This window comes from Nocardia sp. NPDC052566 (genome assembly GCF_044547285.1).
Lineage (GTDB): Bacteria > Actinomycetota > Actinomycetes > Mycobacteriales > Mycobacteriaceae > Nocardia.
In genome coordinates, this window is sequence record NZ_JBIUAF010000002.1 from 1,236,349 (window position 1) to 1,253,570 (window position 17,222).

16 protein-coding genes and 1 tRNA gene are annotated in these 17,222 nt (G+C 67.0%); 11 read left to right on the forward strand and 6 right to left on the reverse strand.

Annotation, left to right across the window (positions count from 1 at the left end):
- The first annotated feature begins 93 nt into the window (after window positions 1–93).
- From ACIG5A_RS12660 to ACIG5A_RS12670, 3 genes are read left to right on the forward strand one after another with little or no spacing between them, the layout of a single operon-like run.
- Window positions 94–996, forward strand: coding sequence for a metal-dependent hydrolase (locus ACIG5A_RS12660; RefSeq protein WP_397240294.1), 903 nt, complete (start codon window positions 94–96; stop codon window positions 994–996).
- Window positions 993–2,093 carry a PDR/VanB family oxidoreductase gene (locus tag ACIG5A_RS12665; RefSeq protein WP_397240295.1) on the forward strand — a complete coding sequence of 367 codons (1,101 nt, stop codon included), beginning with the start codon at window positions 993–995 and terminating at the stop codon, window positions 2,091–2,093. Before ACIG5A_RS12660 ends, ACIG5A_RS12665 begins: the two co-directional genes overlap by 4 nt.
- A gap of 13 nt (window positions 2,094–2,106) precedes the next feature.
- Window positions 2,107–3,888, forward strand: a complete 1,782-nt coding sequence (locus ACIG5A_RS12670) for an SDR family oxidoreductase (protein ID WP_397240296.1) — start codon at window positions 2,107–2,109, stop codon at window positions 3,886–3,888.
- Here ACIG5A_RS12670 and ACIG5A_RS12675 read toward each other — a convergent pair.
- Window positions 3,881–4,390 carry a hypothetical protein gene (locus ACIG5A_RS12675; protein ID WP_397240297.1) on the reverse strand — a complete coding sequence of 170 codons (510 nt, stop codon included), beginning with the start codon at window positions 4,388–4,390 and terminating at the stop codon, window positions 3,881–3,883. The two genes, ACIG5A_RS12670 and ACIG5A_RS12675, sit on opposite strands and share 8 nt — an antisense overlap.
- A gap of 61 nt (window positions 4,391–4,451) precedes the next feature.
- Between ACIG5A_RS12675 and ACIG5A_RS12680 the strand changes: the two genes are divergently transcribed.
- Window positions 4,452–4,859 carry a hypothetical protein gene (locus ACIG5A_RS12680; protein ID WP_397240298.1) on the forward strand — a complete coding sequence of 136 codons (408 nt, stop codon included), beginning with the start codon at window positions 4,452–4,454 and terminating at the stop codon, window positions 4,857–4,859.
- Window positions 4,860–4,961: 102 nt separating this feature from the next.
- Window positions 4,962–5,957, forward strand: a complete 996-nt coding sequence (locus tag ACIG5A_RS12685; protein WP_397240299.1) for a zinc-binding dehydrogenase — start codon at window positions 4,962–4,964, stop codon at window positions 5,955–5,957.
- A gap of 226 nt (window positions 5,958–6,183) precedes the next feature.
- Here the strand turns inward: ACIG5A_RS12685 and ACIG5A_RS12690 are convergent, their stop codons facing one another.
- Window positions 6,184–6,615 carry a nitroreductase family deazaflavin-dependent oxidoreductase gene (locus tag ACIG5A_RS12690; RefSeq protein WP_397240300.1) on the reverse strand — a complete coding sequence of 144 codons (432 nt, stop codon included), beginning with the start codon at window positions 6,613–6,615 and terminating at the stop codon, window positions 6,184–6,186.
- 159 nt (window positions 6,616–6,774) lie between these two features.
- Here ACIG5A_RS12690 and ACIG5A_RS12695 point away from each other — a divergent pair.
- The 4 genes from ACIG5A_RS12695 to ACIG5A_RS12710 all read left to right on the forward strand — a co-directional run bounded on the left by ACIG5A_RS12695 (window position 6,775) and on the right by ACIG5A_RS12710 (window position 9,209).
- Window positions 6,775–6,848: transfer RNA gene (locus ACIG5A_RS12695), tRNA-Ile, on the forward strand.
- A gap of 259 nt (window positions 6,849–7,107) precedes the next feature.
- Window positions 7,108–7,578, forward strand: a complete 471-nt coding sequence (locus tag ACIG5A_RS12700) for a hypothetical protein (RefSeq protein ID WP_397240301.1) — start codon at window positions 7,108–7,110, stop codon at window positions 7,576–7,578.
- Between the two features lie 137 nt (window positions 7,579–7,715).
- Entirely contained in the window at window positions 7,716–8,810 is a 1,095-nt protein-coding gene (locus tag ACIG5A_RS12705; RefSeq protein WP_397240302.1) for a hypothetical protein, read from the forward strand.
- Window positions 8,811–8,864: 54 nt separating this feature from the next.
- Complete coding sequence (locus ACIG5A_RS12710; RefSeq protein WP_397240303.1) at window positions 8,865–9,209, forward strand: hypothetical protein; 345 nt, start codon at window positions 8,865–8,867, stop codon at window positions 9,207–9,209.
- 317 nt (window positions 9,210–9,526) lie between these two features.
- On the opposite strand, the gene ACIG5A_RS12715 is transcribed toward ACIG5A_RS12710, so the two are convergent.
- Window positions 9,527–10,972 (reverse strand): DUF222 domain-containing protein, encoded by a 1,446-nt coding sequence (locus ACIG5A_RS12715; RefSeq protein WP_397240304.1) that lies wholly within the window; start codon window positions 10,970–10,972, stop codon window positions 9,527–9,529.
- A 1,397-nt stretch (window positions 10,973–12,369) separates the two neighbouring features.
- Between ACIG5A_RS12715 and ACIG5A_RS12720 the strand changes: the two genes are divergently transcribed.
- Both ACIG5A_RS12720 and ACIG5A_RS12725 read left to right on the forward strand, forming a co-directional pair.
- Window positions 12,370–13,626 (forward strand): MFS transporter, encoded by a 1,257-nt coding sequence (locus tag ACIG5A_RS12720; RefSeq protein WP_397240305.1) that lies wholly within the window; start codon window positions 12,370–12,372, stop codon window positions 13,624–13,626.
- A 145-nt stretch (window positions 13,627–13,771) separates the two neighbouring features.
- Complete coding sequence (locus ACIG5A_RS12725) at window positions 13,772–14,242, forward strand: hypothetical protein (RefSeq protein ID WP_397240306.1); 471 nt, start codon at window positions 13,772–13,774, stop codon at window positions 14,240–14,242.
- 258 nt (window positions 14,243–14,500) lie between these two features.
- Here the strand turns inward: ACIG5A_RS12725 and ACIG5A_RS12730 are convergent, their stop codons facing one another.
- The 3 genes from ACIG5A_RS12730 to ACIG5A_RS12740 all read right to left on the reverse strand — a co-directional run bounded on the left by ACIG5A_RS12730 (window position 14,501) and on the right by ACIG5A_RS12740 (window position 17,220).
- Window positions 14,501–15,271: a hypothetical protein gene (locus tag ACIG5A_RS12730; RefSeq protein WP_397240307.1), complete on the reverse strand. Its 771-nt coding sequence runs from the start codon at window positions 15,269–15,271 to the stop codon at window positions 14,501–14,503.
- A gap of 172 nt (window positions 15,272–15,443) precedes the next feature.
- The gene (murQ, locus tag ACIG5A_RS12735; RefSeq protein ID WP_397240308.1) at window positions 15,444–16,340 is read right to left on the reverse strand and encodes an N-acetylmuramic acid 6-phosphate etherase; all 897 of its coding nucleotides are present in this window, start codon (window positions 16,338–16,340) and stop codon (window positions 15,444–15,446) included.
- Window positions 16,341–16,356: 16 nt separating this feature from the next.
- Entirely contained in the window at window positions 16,357–17,220 is an 864-nt protein-coding gene (locus ACIG5A_RS12740) for a MurR/RpiR family transcriptional regulator (RefSeq protein ID WP_397240309.1), read from the reverse strand.
- Window positions 17,221–17,222 lie beyond the last annotated feature (2 nt).

Genomic DNA, 17,222 nt, shown 5'->3' on the forward strand with positions numbered 1-17,222 from the left:
TGATCATTGCTACGGCCATGCAGGAAGGTACGCAACGTCGCGATCGTGGTCCGCCGGGGCAGCGGCGCGGCCGGTGAGAAGTGAGGAGTATCGATGAAGCTACTTCGCAGGGCGCAGCCCCGACCGGAGGTCGATCCCGGTGAGGTGGCGTTGAACGCCCGCAACGTGCAATTCGATTGGACCGACACACCGCTGCACTGGATGTCGGCCGAGCCGATCGCGTCCCATCTGATCAACGCCTTGAATCTCCTGCTGCCCGAGGGCGAGCGCATGTTCTGCGCCGCGTACTCCGAGGCGCTGCCGTATGTGAAGGACGAGAAGCTGCGCGAGGCGATGCTCGGCTTCATCGGCCAGGAATCCATGCACGCGGAGACGCACGACAAGGTGCTGCACGAGGTGCTCGCCGTGCACGGCATCGATCCGGAGCCGTACGTGCGCCAGGCCGAGTACCTGTTCCGGAAGACCCTCGGGCCCAAGGGAGTCGAGGACGCCACACAGCGCCAAGAGATGGTGGAGCGACTCACCTTCATCGCCTGCCTCGAGCACTTCTTCGCCTACCTCGGCGACTGGGTGCTCAATGCCGATCTGGAGAAGTTCGGCGCCGATCCCCGGGTCGCCGACCTGTTCCGCTGGCACGGCGCCGAGGAGGTCGAGCACCGGCACGTCGCCCACGATGTGGCCGTCTACTTCGGCGCGGGCTATGTGCGCCGCGCCGCCGTGATGACGCTGGTGTTCCCCATCTTCATCACGCTGGTGCTGCGCGGCACCAAATTCATGGTGCACCAGGATCCTTCGCTGCCCGACCTCGGCTATCCGCGGCTGATCAAGCGGGTCTTCGGCTCGATGTGGCGCGGTGCGCTGCCCGGTGTGCCCTCGCTGCTGTGGAGCGCGCTGACCACCTTCAAGCCCGGCTACAACCCGGAATCGGTCGGCTCGACCGCGCAGGCGGTGGCCTACCTGGCGCAGTCGCCCGCGGCGCGCGCGGTGGCTTCATGAGAACTGTTCCGCAGGATATCCCGGCGGATCTGTTCGGTAAGCGCGCCAAGGATCGGGCGGTCCGTGCGCTCGACGCGCTCGCGACGGCGCGGCTGCGCTGGACCACGCTGATCAACCGCAAAGACCTCGCACCGCGCGTCGACGACCGCAGGCTGACGGTGGTGGTGCGCGAACGCCGCGTCGAGGCGCACGACCAGGACGTGGTGAGCCTGCGCCTGGAAGCGCCGGACGGCAGGGAACTGCCGCCCTGGCGGCCCGGCGCGCACCTGGATATCGAACTGCCGTCGGGCAAACTGCGCCAGTACTCGCTGTGCGGCGATCCCGCCGACACCCGCGCCTACCGGATCGCGGTGCGCCGCATCCCGGACGGCGGCGGCGGATCGATCGAGGTGCACGACGCATTGCCGGTCGGCACGAAGGTGGTGGTGCGCGGCCCGCGCAACGCCTTCCCGTTCGCCGTGCCCGGTCACGGATCACCGGCCGCCCGTTTGCATTTCGTCGCCGGCGGCATCGGGATCACGCCGATCCTGCCGATGATGCGACTGGCGCACCGGCTCGGCATCGAATGGACGATGGTGTACACCGGCCGCAGCCGCGACACCATCCCGTTCCTCGACGAGGTCGAGAGCTTCGGCGGCCGGGTCACCGTGCGCACCGACGACGAACACGGCCTGCCCGACGCGGCCGCGCTGTTGCCCGGCGTCACCGCCGAGACCGCCGTGTACTGCTGCGGGCCGGTCCCGATGACCACGGCCATTACCGACGCCATTCGCGAAATGCGCGGCGTCGAGCTGCATTCCGAGCGGTTCTCGCCGCCGCCGGTGGTGAACGGCGTCGCGTTCGAGATCGAATTCGCCTCCACCGGTGCGGTTGTCGAGGTGCCCGCCGACAAGTCGGCGCTGGCGACGATCCTGGAGAGCCTGCCGGACCGGCCGTACTCGTGCCGTCAAGGCTTCTGCCGGACCTGCAAGGTCCGGGTACTCGCCGGTGAACCGGACCATCGCGAAACCGTGCTGACCGCCGACGAGCACGCCGCAGGGGAGCTGCTCGTGTGCGTATCCCGTTCGGCGGGTGGACGTTTGGTGCTCGACCTATGACAACTGAGGAGCCATGTCGATGACGACGACCGACAACGCCATCCCGGCGGCCGAACGCACCGTGCGCAGCGGCGATTTCGATATCGCCGTCTACGAATACGGCGATCCGGGCGCGGAGACCGTGGTGCTGGTGCACGGCTGGCCGGATACACATCATCTGTGGGATTCGGTGATTCCGCTGCTGGCCGGGCGCTTCCACGTCGTCGCCTACGACACACGCGGACACGGTGAATCCACGAGGACCCGCCGCACCCGCGACTTCCGGCTCGACGAGCTGGCGAAAGACTTCTACGCCGTGATCGACGCGGTGCGCCCCGACCGCCCGGTGCACGTGCTCGCGCACGACTGGGGGTCGGTGCAGGTGTGGGAGGCGGTCTGTGAGCCGCAGGCCGCCGCGCGGGTCGCATCGTTCACCTCGGTGTCGGGGCCGAACCTCGACCACGTCGCGAAATGGATGCGCGACCGGCTTTCCCGGCCGACCCCGCGCAACGTCTGGCAGCCGTTCACTCAGCTGTTGTCCTCGGCCTACACGTTCTTCTTCATGACACCCGGTCTGCCGCGCGCCACCTTCGGGCTGGTCGGCACCGAGCCGATATGGCAGCGCGCCGTCGCGCTCATGAACGACACCGCGCCGTCGAATGTGAAACTCGGCCCGACCTTCCGGCAGGACATGGTCGACGGGCTGCTCATCTATCGGGCGAATATCGTGCAGCGCATCCTGTCGCCGCGCGAGCGCCACACCGAGGTGCCGGTGCAGCTGATCGTGGCCGGTCGTGACGTCGCGGTCCGGCCCGCCGGCTACGACGACGAGGGCAAGTGGACCGCGCGGCTGTGGCGCCGCGATGTGCCGGCCGGGCACTGGATGCCGTTCTCCCACCCCGAGTTGCTGGCCACCGCGGCCACCGAGCTCATCGACACCGTCAACGGCGCGCCCGCGCCGCGCGGGCTGCGGCGCGCCGAAACCGGCCGCAGCAGAGGGGCGTTCGAGGATCAGCTGGTGGTGATCACCGGCGGCGGCAGCGGCATCGGGCGCGAGACCGCGCTCGCCTTCGCGCGCCGTGGCGCCGAAATCGTGCTCTCCGATCTCAATCTGGTCGCTGCCAAGGAGACCGTCGAACTGATCGCCGCCGAAGGCGGAGTGGCGCACGCGTATTCGCTGGACGTGGCGAACGAGGAGGAGGTGACCGCGCATGCCGAGGCCGTCCTCGCCGCGCACGGTGTGCCGGACATCCTCATCAACAACGCGGGCATCGGCCAGGCGGGCGACTTCTTCGATACGCCCGCCGCGGAATTCGACCGCGTCATGCGGATCAACCTCGGTGGCGTGGTGAACGGCTGCCGCACCTTCGGCGCCGCCATGGCCGAGCGTGGGCTCGGCGGGCATATCGTCAACCTGTCCAGCATGGCGGCCTACAGCCCGCAGCGCGGATTCAGCGCCTACTCCACCTCCAAGTCGGCGGTGTTCATGTTCTCCGACTGCCTGCGCGCCGAAATCGCGGGGCGCGGCATCTCCGTGCACACCATCTGCCCCGGCATCGTGCACACCAATATCGTTGCCAACACTCGATTCTCGGGTGTCAGCGCGGCCGAGGAGAAGCGCAAGCAGGAGCGCTACGACAACCTGTACCGCAAGCGCAGCTACGGTCCGGAGAAGGTGGCCGCGCAGATCGTGCGCGCGGTGGAGCGCGACCGCAGCATCGTCCCGGTCACCCCGGAGGCCAGGTTGCAGTACCACTTCAGCAGGCTCGCGCCCGCGGTCGGCCGGTTCTTCGCGGCTCGGGTGAAGCTCACGTAAGCCGTTGTAGTTCGGCTTCGACGGCCGCGACATGGTCGGCGCCGATACCCCACGGGGTGTCGACGCCGACCATGCGGTCCAGATCCCACAGCACGCACCGCTCGCCCGGCTCGGCGACCATCGACCAGGCGACCACGGTGCGGCTCAGCTGCTCACCCATGGACCCGTGCGAATTGCCCTGCGGCGCTGCGCCATCCGGGAAGTGATGCAGGAATCGGCCGTAGGCGGTCGCGCAGAATCGGGCGTACCGCTCGGTGCACAGGATCAGCCCGTGCCAAGCCTCGTCGACCGCGTGCGACGGCATGCCGATCACCTGGTCGTCGCGCATCGCGGCGCCACAGCAGCGCAGCCACTGCCGCAGCCCGGTCTCCACCAGGTCGCGCGGTTGCCACGGGCAGGTCTTGAAGACCGGTTCGGGGAGTTCCAGTGCGCCGACGGTCGCGGTGACGGTGTCGAGATCGATTCCGCGCTGTCGGAATTTGCGGAGGCTGAATAGCGGCACAATTCACTGTACGGCGGGTCGATCCCTATACGCGGGCCGTGCCGGGCGTTAGTGTGCGGTCATGCTGGAAATCCTCGTCGGCCTGCTTTTTCTCGGCGGACTGGTATTCGCCATCGCCGTGCCGATCGTGGCGATCGTGCTGGTGATCGTGCGGGCCGGGCGTAATCAGCCGCGCCGCGACCGGCGCTCGGCGTGGGCGGCGGGATCGAGCGATTCCGGCGGATACGTCGATGAGAACGGCAACTACGTGCCCGGCAGCGGTGGCGAATACAGCGGCGGCTACGACCCGGGCAGCGGTGGATATTCCGGTCATCACGGCCACCACCACGGCGGGTCCTACGACCACGGCAGCACCGGCTACTCCAGCGGCTCCGATTCGGGGAGCAGTAGCAGCAGCTGTGGCGGCGGGAGCAGCAGCAGTAGCTGTGGCGGTGGCAGTAGCAGCAGTTGCGGCGGCGGCAGCTCCTGAGAATTCAGCGCTCGGCGTAATCGCGCCCGCCGCATTGACCTCAACACTCCTTCAGGTTCCAAGCTTGTGGCTGTTCGAGCAAGAGCAACGATGGAGGATGTCATGCGGGCTGTGTACGCAACGGAATTCGGTGGACCCGAGGTGCTCACCGTGCGCGAGGTGCCGGAACCCGTGGCCGGGCCGGGCGAGGTGGTCATCGAGGTCGCCGCGGCCGACGTGATGTTCCTCGACACCCAACTGCGCAGCGGATGGGGCACCAGCTTCTTCGATGTGCGGCCGCCCTACGTGCCAGGCGGCGCCATCGCGGGCGTGGTCACCGCGGTGGGCGCCGACGTCGATCCGTCCTGGGTCGGCAAGCGGGTATCCAGCCAGACGGCGGCCAGCGGTATCGGCGGCGGCCTGCCCACCGGCGGCTACGCCGAACAGGCGCTCGCCAAGGCGGAAACCCTTGTCCCCGTGCCGGATGGGCTGACGCTCAGCCAGGCCGTCGCGGTCGCCCACGACGGCAAGACCGCGCTCGCGGTGTTCGACCGTGCCGCCGTCCGGCCGGGGGAGTGGGTGCTGATCACCGCCGCGGGAGGTGGCTTGGGCACCTTGTTGATTCAGCTCGCGCGTGCCGCCGGTGCGAACGTTATCGCCGCGGCCCGGGGCGGCGCCAAACTGGAATTGGCGGCGCGACTGGGCGCTTCGGTCGTTCTCGACTACTCCGAAGCGGACTGGGCGGCGAAGGCGCGTGCGGCCACCGGCGATGCGGGCGTGCAGGTCGCACTCGACGGCGCGGGCGGTGGCTTCGGCACCGCCGCGCTCGGTGCCGTGGCCGATGGCGGCCGGTTCATCGGATACGGCGCCGCCGCAGGCGAATTCGCCGCGCTCGACCAGGAGGCGGCCGCCGCGCGCGGAATCGCCGTGACCGGACTGATGGACCTCACCGCGGGCGACACCGATTGGCACGCGCTGGCCGAGCGGGCGCAGAACGAAGCTGTCGCCGGTCGGCTCGAAGTCGTGATCGGCCAGAGCTTCCCGCTGGATCAGGCCGGCCGCGCGCATGCCGCGATCGAATCGCGAACGGCATTCGGGCGCACCGTCCTCACTGTCTGATCACCATCGGATCATCTCTGACACAGGAACATTCACAACTGTCTCAGGATGTACTGCGTGCGTGGATCCGCGGCGCTAGGGTGCGTGCGTGATTATCGTGCTCGTGGTCATCGGGATACTGATTCTTGTTGCCACAGTTGTGCATTTCGCCAGTAGACCGCCCCGGGACGAAAGGCGATGGGACCGGGGCGGTTACGGCGACAGCTGGGATGATGACGACTGAGTCTCAGCCGATCGGCGTCAGCACCACGACCGCGATCGGCCGCTTGGTCAACGTCTGGTACTGGGCGTAGCGGCCCTTGTTCACCTTGTCCGCGATCGCGAACCGCCGCGCGTAATCCGGGTCCGCCGGATACGTGGCCCGCGCGACCACCGGCACCCGCCGACGGCCCACCTGGATCTCGACCTCCGGCTCGGCCTTCACATTCGCCAGCCACCCCGGCGGCCGCGGCGACCCGCCGTTCGACGCGGTCACCAGATAATCCTTCCCGTCCTGCGCATAGGTCAGCGCCGACGTCCGCTGCTGTCCGCTCTTACGCCCCACCGTCCGCAGCAGCAACGTCGGATTCCCGAACAGCAGCCGGTGCCCCACCAGGCCGCCACTGTTCTCGTACACCCACTGATGCACCTTCAGCACATTCGTGAACACACTGGACATGGCCAACCTTCCAGTACCGTTACAGGACCATCCCACCCTAACGGCAACCGGCCCTCCAAGCCCGCCGACAACCCACCCCTAACCACTACCCCGGGTCCGACTGGTGCCCCCGCCCCCCGACCCGGTAGCATCCACCAAGCTGTGGCCCCGCCACAGCCCGGGGCGGTAGCTCAGTCGGTTAGAGCCGTGGACTCATAATCCATTGGTCGCGGGTTCGAGCCCCGCCCGCCCCACAAACCCCCTCTGAACTGCTGAGATGCAGATTTGGATAGACGTTCTGCGTCAGAAAAGCTCATATACAGCTATGGATTTCGGGCGTAGCCCAGTCGGCCGGGCTGGTCGACCTCGATGACCTATACGAGTTGAAGAACGGCTTCGCGGCCGGACTGCGCCGTAGGACCTGGTCGAGAACGAACTACTGATCGTCGCGCCCGTCATCGCGCCCGAGGGCGCCATCCGTTGAGGCCTCGGTGTCCCTGCGTCAGAAGTTCAATGCGTCGCCTGTTCGGTCTCCGCATCACCGTCGGTGACGGAAACCCGATCGATGCCATCGCGCCGGGGTTGATCACCTGCATGGTGCAGGTCTGGCTGATCTCGGATCGCCTCGACCGACAGGGCCGTCACTCACCTCGAAGTATGGCTTGTAACGCGATGATCGATTTCGTGAAGCAGCACCCGAAAGGGAGTGCGTGGTCAGGTTTGGTGTTCGGCGTACTCGGATTTGCGGGCGGCATCATGCAGATCATCAGCCCAGATCCTGCCAACCCGGAGAACCCAGCAGGCGGCATGGTTCTGGCTGCCGTGATCGCCGCGGGGTGCGGGTTCTTGCTGTTGCGCTGGCGAACACAGGAGATCGCGGCCAAGAGCGCCGAGATCGTGGCGCGCGCCGATGCCCAGCATCAGGCCTACCTCGCAGGCGACGACTTCGGCTTGTACGGCACGCGGGATAGGCCAGAGCTGTAGCTGCGCGCGGTCATGCGTCGTGGCCGGTGCCGACGTCTCTGCCTTGTGAAACGGTGAAAACTCTGAAGGGGACCCATCAGCGGGTGGGGGCGTACCGAAATACATAGCGGTATATCGGTTTTGAGCAGAGGCTGAGGATGCGGGTCACGGTCGGGATTTCATCGGAACGCGAGGTGGCTTATGCGGAGCTGGTCTCGTTCACGGAACTTGGTGCGGAGACGGTTCGGCGCGTCGAGTTAGTGGCCAACGGGGCGGCGCTCGGGTCGGTGCTCGACCATCTGGCGGCCGGTGTCGTGGAGGACATCGAGGACGTCGCGGTCGTGTACCGGACCGTGGAGCAGCGGCGGGCCATGGTCGCTGAGCTGGCGGAGGGGCCGTGGTGTTCGTCATCGATGGTCTCGGTGCGGTCGGCGCTGCTGGCTGCGGTGCAGAACGCCAGGGAGCTCGATGATTTCGCCACGGTGGCCGCCTTCGAGCTGTCCGGGGAGCAGGTGACGTTCGTGGTCGTCGGGCCCGAGCGTGACCGGGCATTGGTCGGCGATGCTCTGCGTCCGGGCGCCGCTACCACTGCGGGCATAGTGGAGGCGATCGCGCACGTGTGGCGGAAAGCGAACGTGGACGACATCCAGCTCGATGCTGCGCTGGTATGCGGTGTGCTCGTTGATGATTCGGTCGTCGCTGCGATTCGTCGTCTTGGACCACCGAACTCGCAGATCGCGATCCATCACGTCGCGGGGGCGGCCTTGCGTGGTGCCGCCGTCGTGGCGGCGAGTGAGCATCACGATACGAATATCGCTGCCCCCGAGGATACTTCGCACACGGCGCGTGGCCCGCTGCTCGTGTTCGGTTTGGCCGTGGTTGTGGCCGTGGTCGGAGCTGTCGTCGTGCGCATGGACACTGGCATGCGGGAGGCCAGTGCGTCGGCGGGGCCAACGTCCACGGATGCTCCGCCCTCGCTGTCGGTACCGGAAACACCGGCTGCGGCAACCGAGTCGGCGTCGGAATCGACATCGCCCACTACTTCTGAGCCCGCACCGATCACGGATTCATCCACGCAGGACAGCTCGCCCGAGATGCCACCGCCCATGCCTTCGACGACTGTCAGCGCACCGAACGGTGAGGGACTGTTCCCGGGTGAGACCCTGCCGCCGATCGGCGCCGACCAGGCCGCGTGGGATGCATGGTGGGAGAACCATACGAAGCTGAAAAACCAATGGTTGAACGGTGGTTGAGGCCGAGAACCGCCAGGCGACCGCCAATCCTCGGTCACCGGAGATAATTGGGATGTGCGTGATCAGGATCCGACGCTGGACGAAGAGCGATTCTTCGCTGCGTTGAGGGCACAGGTTGCCGACATAGACGAGTGGTATCACGCCGACGCGGACGGCGCACTGTGGGTGATCGCCTCGCTGGACTTTGTCGATGGCGAGAACGGCATCCACGACACGCTGCGCGTCGACTACGACGGAGTCTCCCTCCGCGGCGGTTTAAGCCCGATGTGCCTCAACGGGGACGATGGCGTCCGAGCTGCGGATGCGGGCATCGATACCGTGCCGCCGGACGGGCTCTGCCTCGACAACATTGGCCCGCTGCCAGCGGCATCGGCTGCGGCGGAGTGGTTTCTACGCTAGCCGCTGCTGGGTAGGGAACTCGGGGGTAGGAACGGGGGCTGCATCACCGTGGGTGAGATGGCTGGCTGGGTGTCGTGCAGTGGCCAGGCCAGCGCCGGGGCGGGGGTCTCGTGGCTGGCCAGTAGCAGCGTGACGAGCCGGTGGTGGGTTGCGGGGCAGTGGGGTTGTCGCTGAAGGGGATTGGCTGTCGGGAGTCGGGATGAGTAGCTTGGCAGGGCATTTCGGGTCTGCCTTGTTGAGTTCGGCTGTGGGTGTGGCCGGGCGACATCGTGTCGCCCGGCTTATGTCGGGGTGAGGTGCGATCGGGTGATACGCCGCTATTCGGTTGGGTGTGGTGGTGTTTGGTTTTCGCGTCGTCTGGTTTCTCGGGCTTCGGTGATTAGTTCGTCGGGGTGGTGGCGGTGGTTGACTCGTGGTCTTTGATGAGGGTCGACGTGTTTGGGTGCGATCCATCCGACCCTGCCGGGGTAGTCCGAGGTTCGGTCCATGACAACGGTTTTCCATCCGTTCGGGCCGTCGTTGACCAGCGCATGGCAGGCGTCGCAGGCGAGGGTGAGGTTGTCGATTCCTGTTGGTCCGCCGCGAGCCCATTCGGTGACATGATGCACCGCGCACATGCTCGCAGGTGCGTCACAGCCCGGGCGGGAGCAGCCGCGCAGGGTCGCGGTCAGCACGCGGCGTTGGTCGGGTGAGGCCAGGCGTCGGCGGCTGAAATGTAAAGGCTGGCTGTGGGTGTCGAAGATCAGCAGATATGGTTTCGCATGCGCGGCGAGTGCGAGTGCTTCGCTGATGGGGACGGTGCCGCCGGTGGCGGTGGTCGCGACCCCGGCCGCTTCCTCCAACTGGTCGATGCCCATGGTGAGGATCAACTCGACCGGCAGCCCACGATGAGTACCCAAGTGGTCGACCTTGGTTTCGGGGTGCAGCAACGCCAATATCGCGTCGTGGTTGCGTTGCGCGGTGGTGCGGGTATCCCTGGACGCGGCAGCGACCATCGCCTTGCGGTCGACGTGTTCGCAGTCCCCGCGTGGGGAGTCGGGGTCGTCGGGGTTGTTCATGCCGGGTCGTGCCCATTTGGCGAGTACGGGTTCCAGCAGTGCGGTCAGTTCCGGGGTGAGGTCCCCGGTGAGCCGGGCCATCTCGTCCACGCCTGGCTTGGCTAGGTGCAGGCCGCGGCGGCGTTGCCGTTCCCGGTGATCGGGTGCGGGGCCTTCCAGATCGAGGTAGGACAACAGTTTCGCGCCGACCTTGCTCATGTCGTCGACGTGCACGGTGCGTGCGTAGTCGGCCAAGGCGGTTTCGGCGGCGACATATTTTTCGGCCAGGGTGTGGCGCGGGATTTTTTTGAGGATCTCGGAGATCTTGCGGGCGTGCTCGGCACAGATCGCGCCTTCGGCCAGTGCGTTCGCGGTTTCGGGGTGTTGAGGTTCTCGCTGGTCGCCGTGGAGATTGTGGAAGGTCCCCAATTCCGTCACCGCGGTGTTGCGCTGGGCGGCGTCGCGGTGGGAGATCCGCAGGGTGTGCATCAGAAACTTCGGTAGCGTGCCCGTGCCGGTCTTGTCCGGGATGGAGCGTTCACAGACTTGTACCAGGACTCGATGTTCGGCGGCGTCCAGGATCCGTCGGGCGTGTTCGATATCGTGGACGGTGTCGATGATCTCGTCGTCGGTTAATGGCAGTAGTGGGGTGTCCAGCAGCGTGTTGACGCCATGCAGCAACGGGGTGGTAACCCGTTGCGGGGCAGTCGCTTCGGCTGGTGTCATACGTTTATTCTATCGAATCAGTGTTCGATTGTCACGAGACAATAACGGACAAATGCGACCGTATCGATGGTCGCTTGTCCATGTAATAGGTTGTGGTTCTTGGGTATTCGGTGGTTGGGGTCGGTCAAGTTTGCTGCGGTGGGGGTGCGGGGCTTACCCGTCTCACGGCTCACAATTTCGGTGATGCACTGCGGCTACAGGGTTTACCGGGAGCATTGCTGGGCGCGTCGCCTGCCGTTCCCGGCTTACCTCCCGCAATTGGGTGGGGGTGTTCGGCTTCCGGCCCGGTCGTCTGGCTGTGGTGCTGTTCTAGAGATCGAAAAGATCAAAAGACGAAAAGACGAAAAGACGAAAGAGATCCGGTGCGGTGTCGAAAAGCGGTGAGACACGCCGGAGTTGGGGTGGCATATGGCAACGGGTGTCCGGTGCTGTCGAGCGCAGTCGAATGGCCCGGCGACACGCCGGGAAGGGCCACCATCTGACTGCGCTCGACGACGGGCCCGGACCTGATCCGGGTGATGGTGCGACACGGCAGGGTTCGCCGGAATACGGCCGCCGGGCACGGGGAGTTGGTCGAGCGCGGTCGAATGGCCGCACGACACGCCGTAGCAGGGGGCCATTTGACTGCGCTCGACCTCCGCGACTGGTCGAGGGTAGTCACATTGCGGTGCGGCACGCTGGGAAGGGCCACTATCTGGCTGCGCTCGACATCGCATTGTGCCCCAGTGCAGTCCGATGGCGATGTGACACAGCGGGGCTGGTCGCGGTACTGAGTGCGGGCGTAGAGGGTAGTCATCTTGCGGTGCGCCACGCCGGGGAGAGCCACTATTGGACTACGCTCGACGCCGAACCGAGCCCGAGCACGCGCGGATGAGGGTGCGACACACCGGAAACGGCCGTGGCCGACGCACTCACTCGCCCCGTCGGGACCCACCGGCGCAGCAAACACCTTCCGCCCCTGGACATCACCCCAAGAGAAGGAAATACCAGGAGAGGGTAAGTGGGCTGGAAGCCGAGATGATGCACCTGACAGCGGGAGGCAAAGCAACCCCGTCCAGGACGCAACACGATAATCCGTCCTTCAACCCCGCCGAAAACCGCACCTCTGCCCCGCCGAGGACCAGACTCCGAGTATCCGCCCCTACACCGACAAGCTTCGTCGGCTGCCAGCTCGCACCAACTGGATGCGGCCTCACAACCAGAGGCTTTCGACGAGGGCAGGGTTCCTCGCCCACGCCGCCGTCGTAGCTTCCACCAATAGCGCGGATGTGATTGTGCGAGCGATGCTGTTGACCAGGCATTCGCCCGCTACCACTGGTCGGCCGACCCGGGCATCTGCTTGATCCGGACCACGGTCGGATCGGAATCCTGAGCGGATAGGGGCAGCTTTGAGAGACGTGACGCGCGGGCTGGCGAGTGCGCGGCTCTTGGGTATCTCGTTTCTGGCCCGGCTGCCTGCGGCGTTGTGTCCGACGGGGACGTTGATTCTGGTGACCGATCTCGAGGGGATCGGGCGGGCCGGGGTGCTCGCGGGTGTGTTGTGGCTGGGGCAGGCGATCGGTGGGCAGACGATCGGACGGCTGGCGGATCGGAGGGGGCATCGCACGGTACTGCTGGTGGCGTCGATCTTGAATGCGGCGGCGATCGTGGGGCTGATCGGTACGGTGCTCGGCGGCGCGCCGGTTGTGGGGCAGGCGGTTTTCGCCGCCGCTGTCGGTGTCACGGTTCCGCAGGTGGGGCCGCTTTCGCGGACACGGTGGGTCGCGATGGCGAAAGGGCGCGATGGCGGTGCCGAAATCATCAGTCGGGCAATGTCGTTCGATACCACGATGGATGAGGCAAGCTTCTTCGCTGGCCCGGCGTTGGCCGGTGCGGTCGGCGTGCTCATCCATCCGGCGGGGGCGCTCGGCCTCGCCGCGGTGCTCATGGTGGTGTTCGGTGTGCTGTTCGCGGTTGATCCTTCGGCTCCGAAGGGGGTCGGCGCGGTGCGTGCGGCGGGCGTGCCGCTGCTGTCGTCGGGGCTGATGGTGTTGTTCGTGCTGACTGTGCTGCAGGGTGGGATCTGGGGTGCGGCGAATGCGGGGGTCAATGCGCTGGCCAAAGATCTTGGTGATCAGGGAATCGCCGGTTTCATCTGGGCGGGTATGGCGGTGACGAGTTCGATTGCGGGCCTGGTTGTTACGGCTCGCCCGAGTCGGCGCGATCTGACGGTCCGTGCGGCGCTCGCGGTGGTCGCGGAGGCGGTGTTGATCGTGCCGCTACTGGCGGTCGAGGGGTTTGCCGGTGCGGCCGTCGTTATCGCGGGCATCGGTGTGGCGGTGGCGCCCTATTTGATTACCTTGTTCAGTTTGGGGGAGCGGGTCGCGCCCGCGGAGCGAATGGGTGAGGCGATGGGGCTGCTCGGTAGCGGGCTCATTCTGGGGGAGGCGATCTCCGCGCCCATCGCCGGGACGCTGGCTCAGCGGTTCGGATTCGCGTCGGCGTTCGGGATCAGTTGTGCTGCTGGGTTATTGGCTGCGGTTGTGACGGTTGGGCTGGTTCGCGGGCGTCGCTTTGCTGTCGATCCGGTGGTAGTGGAAAGCAGTCCGGTAGCCACCGGAGGTGGACTGCCGGGGCCGGAGCGTTCTGTGGCATCAGGTTCCCCTGAACGATGAGGGAGGGCTCTGCTCAACGGCGCGCTCATTGCCATATTTGATCGCCGCAGCGGTAGCGGCGATCGGGGAGATATGCGGTCGATCGACATGACGCGCCTATTGCATTACCGCTACCGCTCATGGGGAATGCGGAATACCGTGGAGTATGCGCACTTTCGTACACCTATTGCTGTTCGCCTGTGCTATCGCGATCGGCGTCGGCGCATTCGGTCCGCTCGTCGGCGCGGTGGGCGCCCGTGACGTCGGGTTTGCCGATCTCAGGAATGGATTCGCGTCCGGAAGTTCGCTCGAGCAAGTCGGTGACCATTCGGCCGCGTTCTTCACATCGCTGACTATCGGTCTGCTGGGGGTGGCCTTGGTGGTGCTGCTGGCCGCGCTGTTCGGGGCACGTTCGGTCGGCTGGCTCGGTGTGCTCGTTGGGCTTGCTGGCCTCGGCGTACTCGCGTGGCGGTTGGATCAGCGGTTCGACGACCAACTGCGGGCGGACTACCGGCACCTGTTGTCGGGAACCTGGGGGCTGTATCTGGTCGGCGGCGGTCTGGTGCTTGCGCTGCTGTTGCTGCTGGTGCCGCGGGAGCGCTTACGGTCGACGTCGCCGCTGTCGAGACGCGGGTAGTCGCTGTCCGGCGGCAGAGCCGAGGGTTGCCCGGCCCTGCCGCCGTATCAGTTCTCGCATCGTGTCGGTCATATCCGACCCCGAGCGGAGTGCACACCCCCTTTGTCCGTACTGCACACCCATCACAGGGGGTTGCCGCAAAGGGCGTGGAGCAACGCTGGTCGGTGCGGGGATGCGGCCGTCGACGTGGTGAGGCCTCCGCGTTCGTGCGGTTCGTCCGGGTTCCGGATTGGCCGGCACTTGGTCTGTGCGATGGGTTTACAGCGTTGGCCGCTGTTCTTCGGTGATGATCGGTGGTGCGAGGTAGCCCTCGACGGCGCCGACGGCTGCTCCTACCGCCGCGCCGACCACCGCGGCGGGGACGGCGATCGCCGCGTAGCCCAGTGCGGCGCCGACCGGAGTGATGACGAACAGGCCCGCCGGAGCGAAGGGCAGGCCCGCGACAAGACCCGCGACGGCGCCGATGACCGCGCCGGTGGCGGCGACCGGGCTGACCACGGTGGCGCCGACGGCCGCGCCGATCGCGGCGGTACCGACGACATCGCTGGCGATGCGGTCGGAGCGTGCCGGTTCCATGCCGGTCGAGTTGAGGGCCTGGGCGATTGCGGTTTCGGCGCTCGCGGCGGCCTCGTTGATCTGCCTGCCCTGCTCCGGATCCAGCCAGTCCGGCCGGTCGATCTGGACGTCGCCGATCCGAATGCGGTTGTCCGGCACCACAGGAAGCGCGACCGGTGCGGGGCGCGAGTCGGTGATCGGAGTAGCCGCGACGACCTTATACGCCTGCGCCACTGCGTAATTGGCGACAGCAAAGTCAGCGTTGTCCGCGCCGGATGCCACGGCAGGCGAGGCGGCCGCTGGAGTATCGAGAACGACTAGCCCGTAAGCGGTGAGTAGCCCCGATGGCTGCTCGGCCGCGGCGGGGTTGACGCCGATCACGACAAGGGAGAGGGGGATGGCTCCGGCGGCGACGAACGATGCCGCGCGGCGGGTGAAGGGGCGAACGGGAGTGGTGGGCTGATGTGTGCCCATGGATGGCCTCATTCCGAAACATTGATTCCTACGTACGAGGATTCGGATCCACCTGCCGTTCGGATGATCACCGAATGATCCCGAATGCTGTATGTCCTTGGAGTACGTCACCGGCGCCGCACTGCTGGTCGGCACGGGCTCCGTCGCCGCCGAACAGTACCTTCCTGCTGATTCAGCCGCGCACGGCGGTGCGGACGAATCCGTTCGCACCGTCGAGCAGCCTGCGCGCCGCCGCCGCGTCGACACCGGCCAAGCGCATCACGATCGCGGTTTTCGCATGACCGCCTGAGGCGTCGAGAAGTGCTGCGGCGGTGGCCGAGTCGACCCCGGTTGCCTCGGCGACGATGCGCCTGGCCCGGTCGACGAGTTTGGCGTTGGACGGGTTCACGTCCACCATCATGTTGCCGTACACCTTGCCGGACCGGACCATGGTCGCGGTGGAGAGCATGTTGCAGACCATCTTCTGCGCCGTGCCCGCCTTGAGCCGGGTGGATCCGGTCAAAACCTCGGGGCCCGTCTCGATTTCGATACCGACGTCGGCGTGCGCGCTGAGTTCGGCACCGCGATTGCACGAGACCGCGACGGTCGCAGCGCCGTTCGCGCGTGCGTGCTGTAATGCGCCGATCGCGTACGGTGTCCGCCCGCTCGCGGCAACGGCGACGACGACATCGTTCGCGGTGAGTTCGATCGCGGTCAGGTCGAGCGCGCCGCGCGCCGGATCGTCCTCGACGCCTTCCACCGCCTGCCACAACGCTTCCGGGCCGCCCGCGATGAGACCGATCACCTCGCCGGGAGCGGTGCCGAAGGTCGGCGGGCATTCGACGGCGTCGAGCACGCCGAGCCTGCCGCTGGTGCCCGCGCCGAGATAGATCAACCGGCCACCGCGCCCGCGCGCCGCGACGATCAGCTCGACCGCGCGCGCGATCTGCGGAATCGCCTGTGCCACCGCCGCGGCCACGGCCGCGTCCTCGGTGTTCATGGTGCGCAGCAGCTCCTCGATCGGCATGGAGTCGAGGGTGGCGGAGCGCGGGTTCGCGGTCTCCGTGCTCAGTGATCCGATCTCGTTCACGCAGCCTCCTGGATAGTCACTCTGTGGGTTCTGTCCGGCGATCCGATACCGCGTCGTAGGTTCTGCGCAGCGCCGCCGCTGCCGACGGGGTGCGCTGCAGCACACCGACATACAGCGCGTCGACGATGAGCAGCTGACTCATCCGGCTGGCCATCGCGGCCGACCGGAAGCCGTCCTCGCGCCCGGCGACCAGGATCGTGTGCGCCGAAATCCGGGCCAGCGGCGACCTGGCGCCCGCGGTCACCGCGACCGTGGTCGCGCGCCCGGCGGCGGCCTGGCGCGCGGCTTCGACGACGGAGGTGGTCTGCCCGGAGTGGGAGAACGCGATGATCACGTCGCCGGCGATGAGCAGGCTGGACTGCACCAGCGCGTCGTCCTCGGAAGTGCAGGCGCGACACCACATTCCGATCCGGGTGAGCTTCTGCTCCATATCCTTTGCGACCAGCCCGGAGGCGCCGACGCCGACGAGTTCCACTCGCCGCGCGCGCACCAGCGCGTCGACGACCGCCGCCATGGTCGCCGGATCGGCGAGTTCGGCGGTCGCCAGCATGCCCTCGGTCTCGAAGGCGGTGAGCTTGTGCAGCACCTTCGACAGCGGGTCGTCGGCGGCGATATCGGTGGCGAATACCGGCGATCGGTCCTCGGTGCCTGTCGCCGCCAGTGCCAGCCGCAGCTGCGGATATCCCTCGTAGCCGAGCGTTTTGGCCAGCCGGACGACCGCCGAGGTGCTGGCTCCCGCGCGCTCCGCGAGCTGGCTCACGGTCAACTGCGCGACACCGGAAGGATCGTCGCGGATGACACCGGCGACCCGCCGCCCGGTCGGGGTGAGCTGCGGTAGTGCGGCGAGCAGGCGGGTGCGCACGTCCTCACTCTCGGCCATAG

Coding starts and splice junctions, on each gene's coding strand:
- ACIG5A_RS12670 (WP_397240296.1), top strand. CDS start 2,107: ATGTCGATGACGACGACCGACAACGCCATCCCGGCGGCCGAACGCACC.
- ACIG5A_RS12690 (WP_397240300.1), bottom strand. CDS start 6,615: ATGTCCAGTGTGTTCACGAATGTGCTGAAGGTGCATCAGTGGGTGTAC.
- ACIG5A_RS12660 (WP_397240294.1), top strand. CDS start 94: ATGAAGCTACTTCGCAGGGCGCAGCCCCGACCGGAGGTCGATCCCGGT.
- ACIG5A_RS12740 (WP_397240309.1), bottom strand. CDS start 17,220: ATGGCCGAGAGTGAGGACGTGCGCACCCGCCTGCTCGCCGCACTACCG.
- ACIG5A_RS12730 (WP_397240307.1), bottom strand. CDS start 15,271: ATGGGCACACATCAGCCCACCACTCCCGTTCGCCCCTTCACCCGCCGC.
- ACIG5A_RS12715 (WP_397240304.1), bottom strand. CDS start 10,972: ATGACACCAGCCGAAGCGACTGCCCCGCAACGGGTTACCACCCCGTTG.
- ACIG5A_RS12680 (WP_397240298.1), top strand. CDS start 4,452: ATGCTGGAAATCCTCGTCGGCCTGCTTTTTCTCGGCGGACTGGTATTC.
- ACIG5A_RS12685 (WP_397240299.1), top strand. CDS start 4,962: ATGCGGGCTGTGTACGCAACGGAATTCGGTGGACCCGAGGTGCTCACC.
- ACIG5A_RS12705 (WP_397240302.1), top strand. CDS start 7,716: ATGCGGGTCACGGTCGGGATTTCATCGGAACGCGAGGTGGCTTATGCG.
- ACIG5A_RS12700 (WP_397240301.1), top strand. CDS start 7,108: ATGCGTCGCCTGTTCGGTCTCCGCATCACCGTCGGTGACGGAAACCCG.
- ACIG5A_RS12665 (WP_397240295.1), top strand. CDS start 993: ATGAGAACTGTTCCGCAGGATATCCCGGCGGATCTGTTCGGTAAGCGC.
- ACIG5A_RS12725 (WP_397240306.1), top strand. CDS start 13,772: ATGCGCACTTTCGTACACCTATTGCTGTTCGCCTGTGCTATCGCGATC.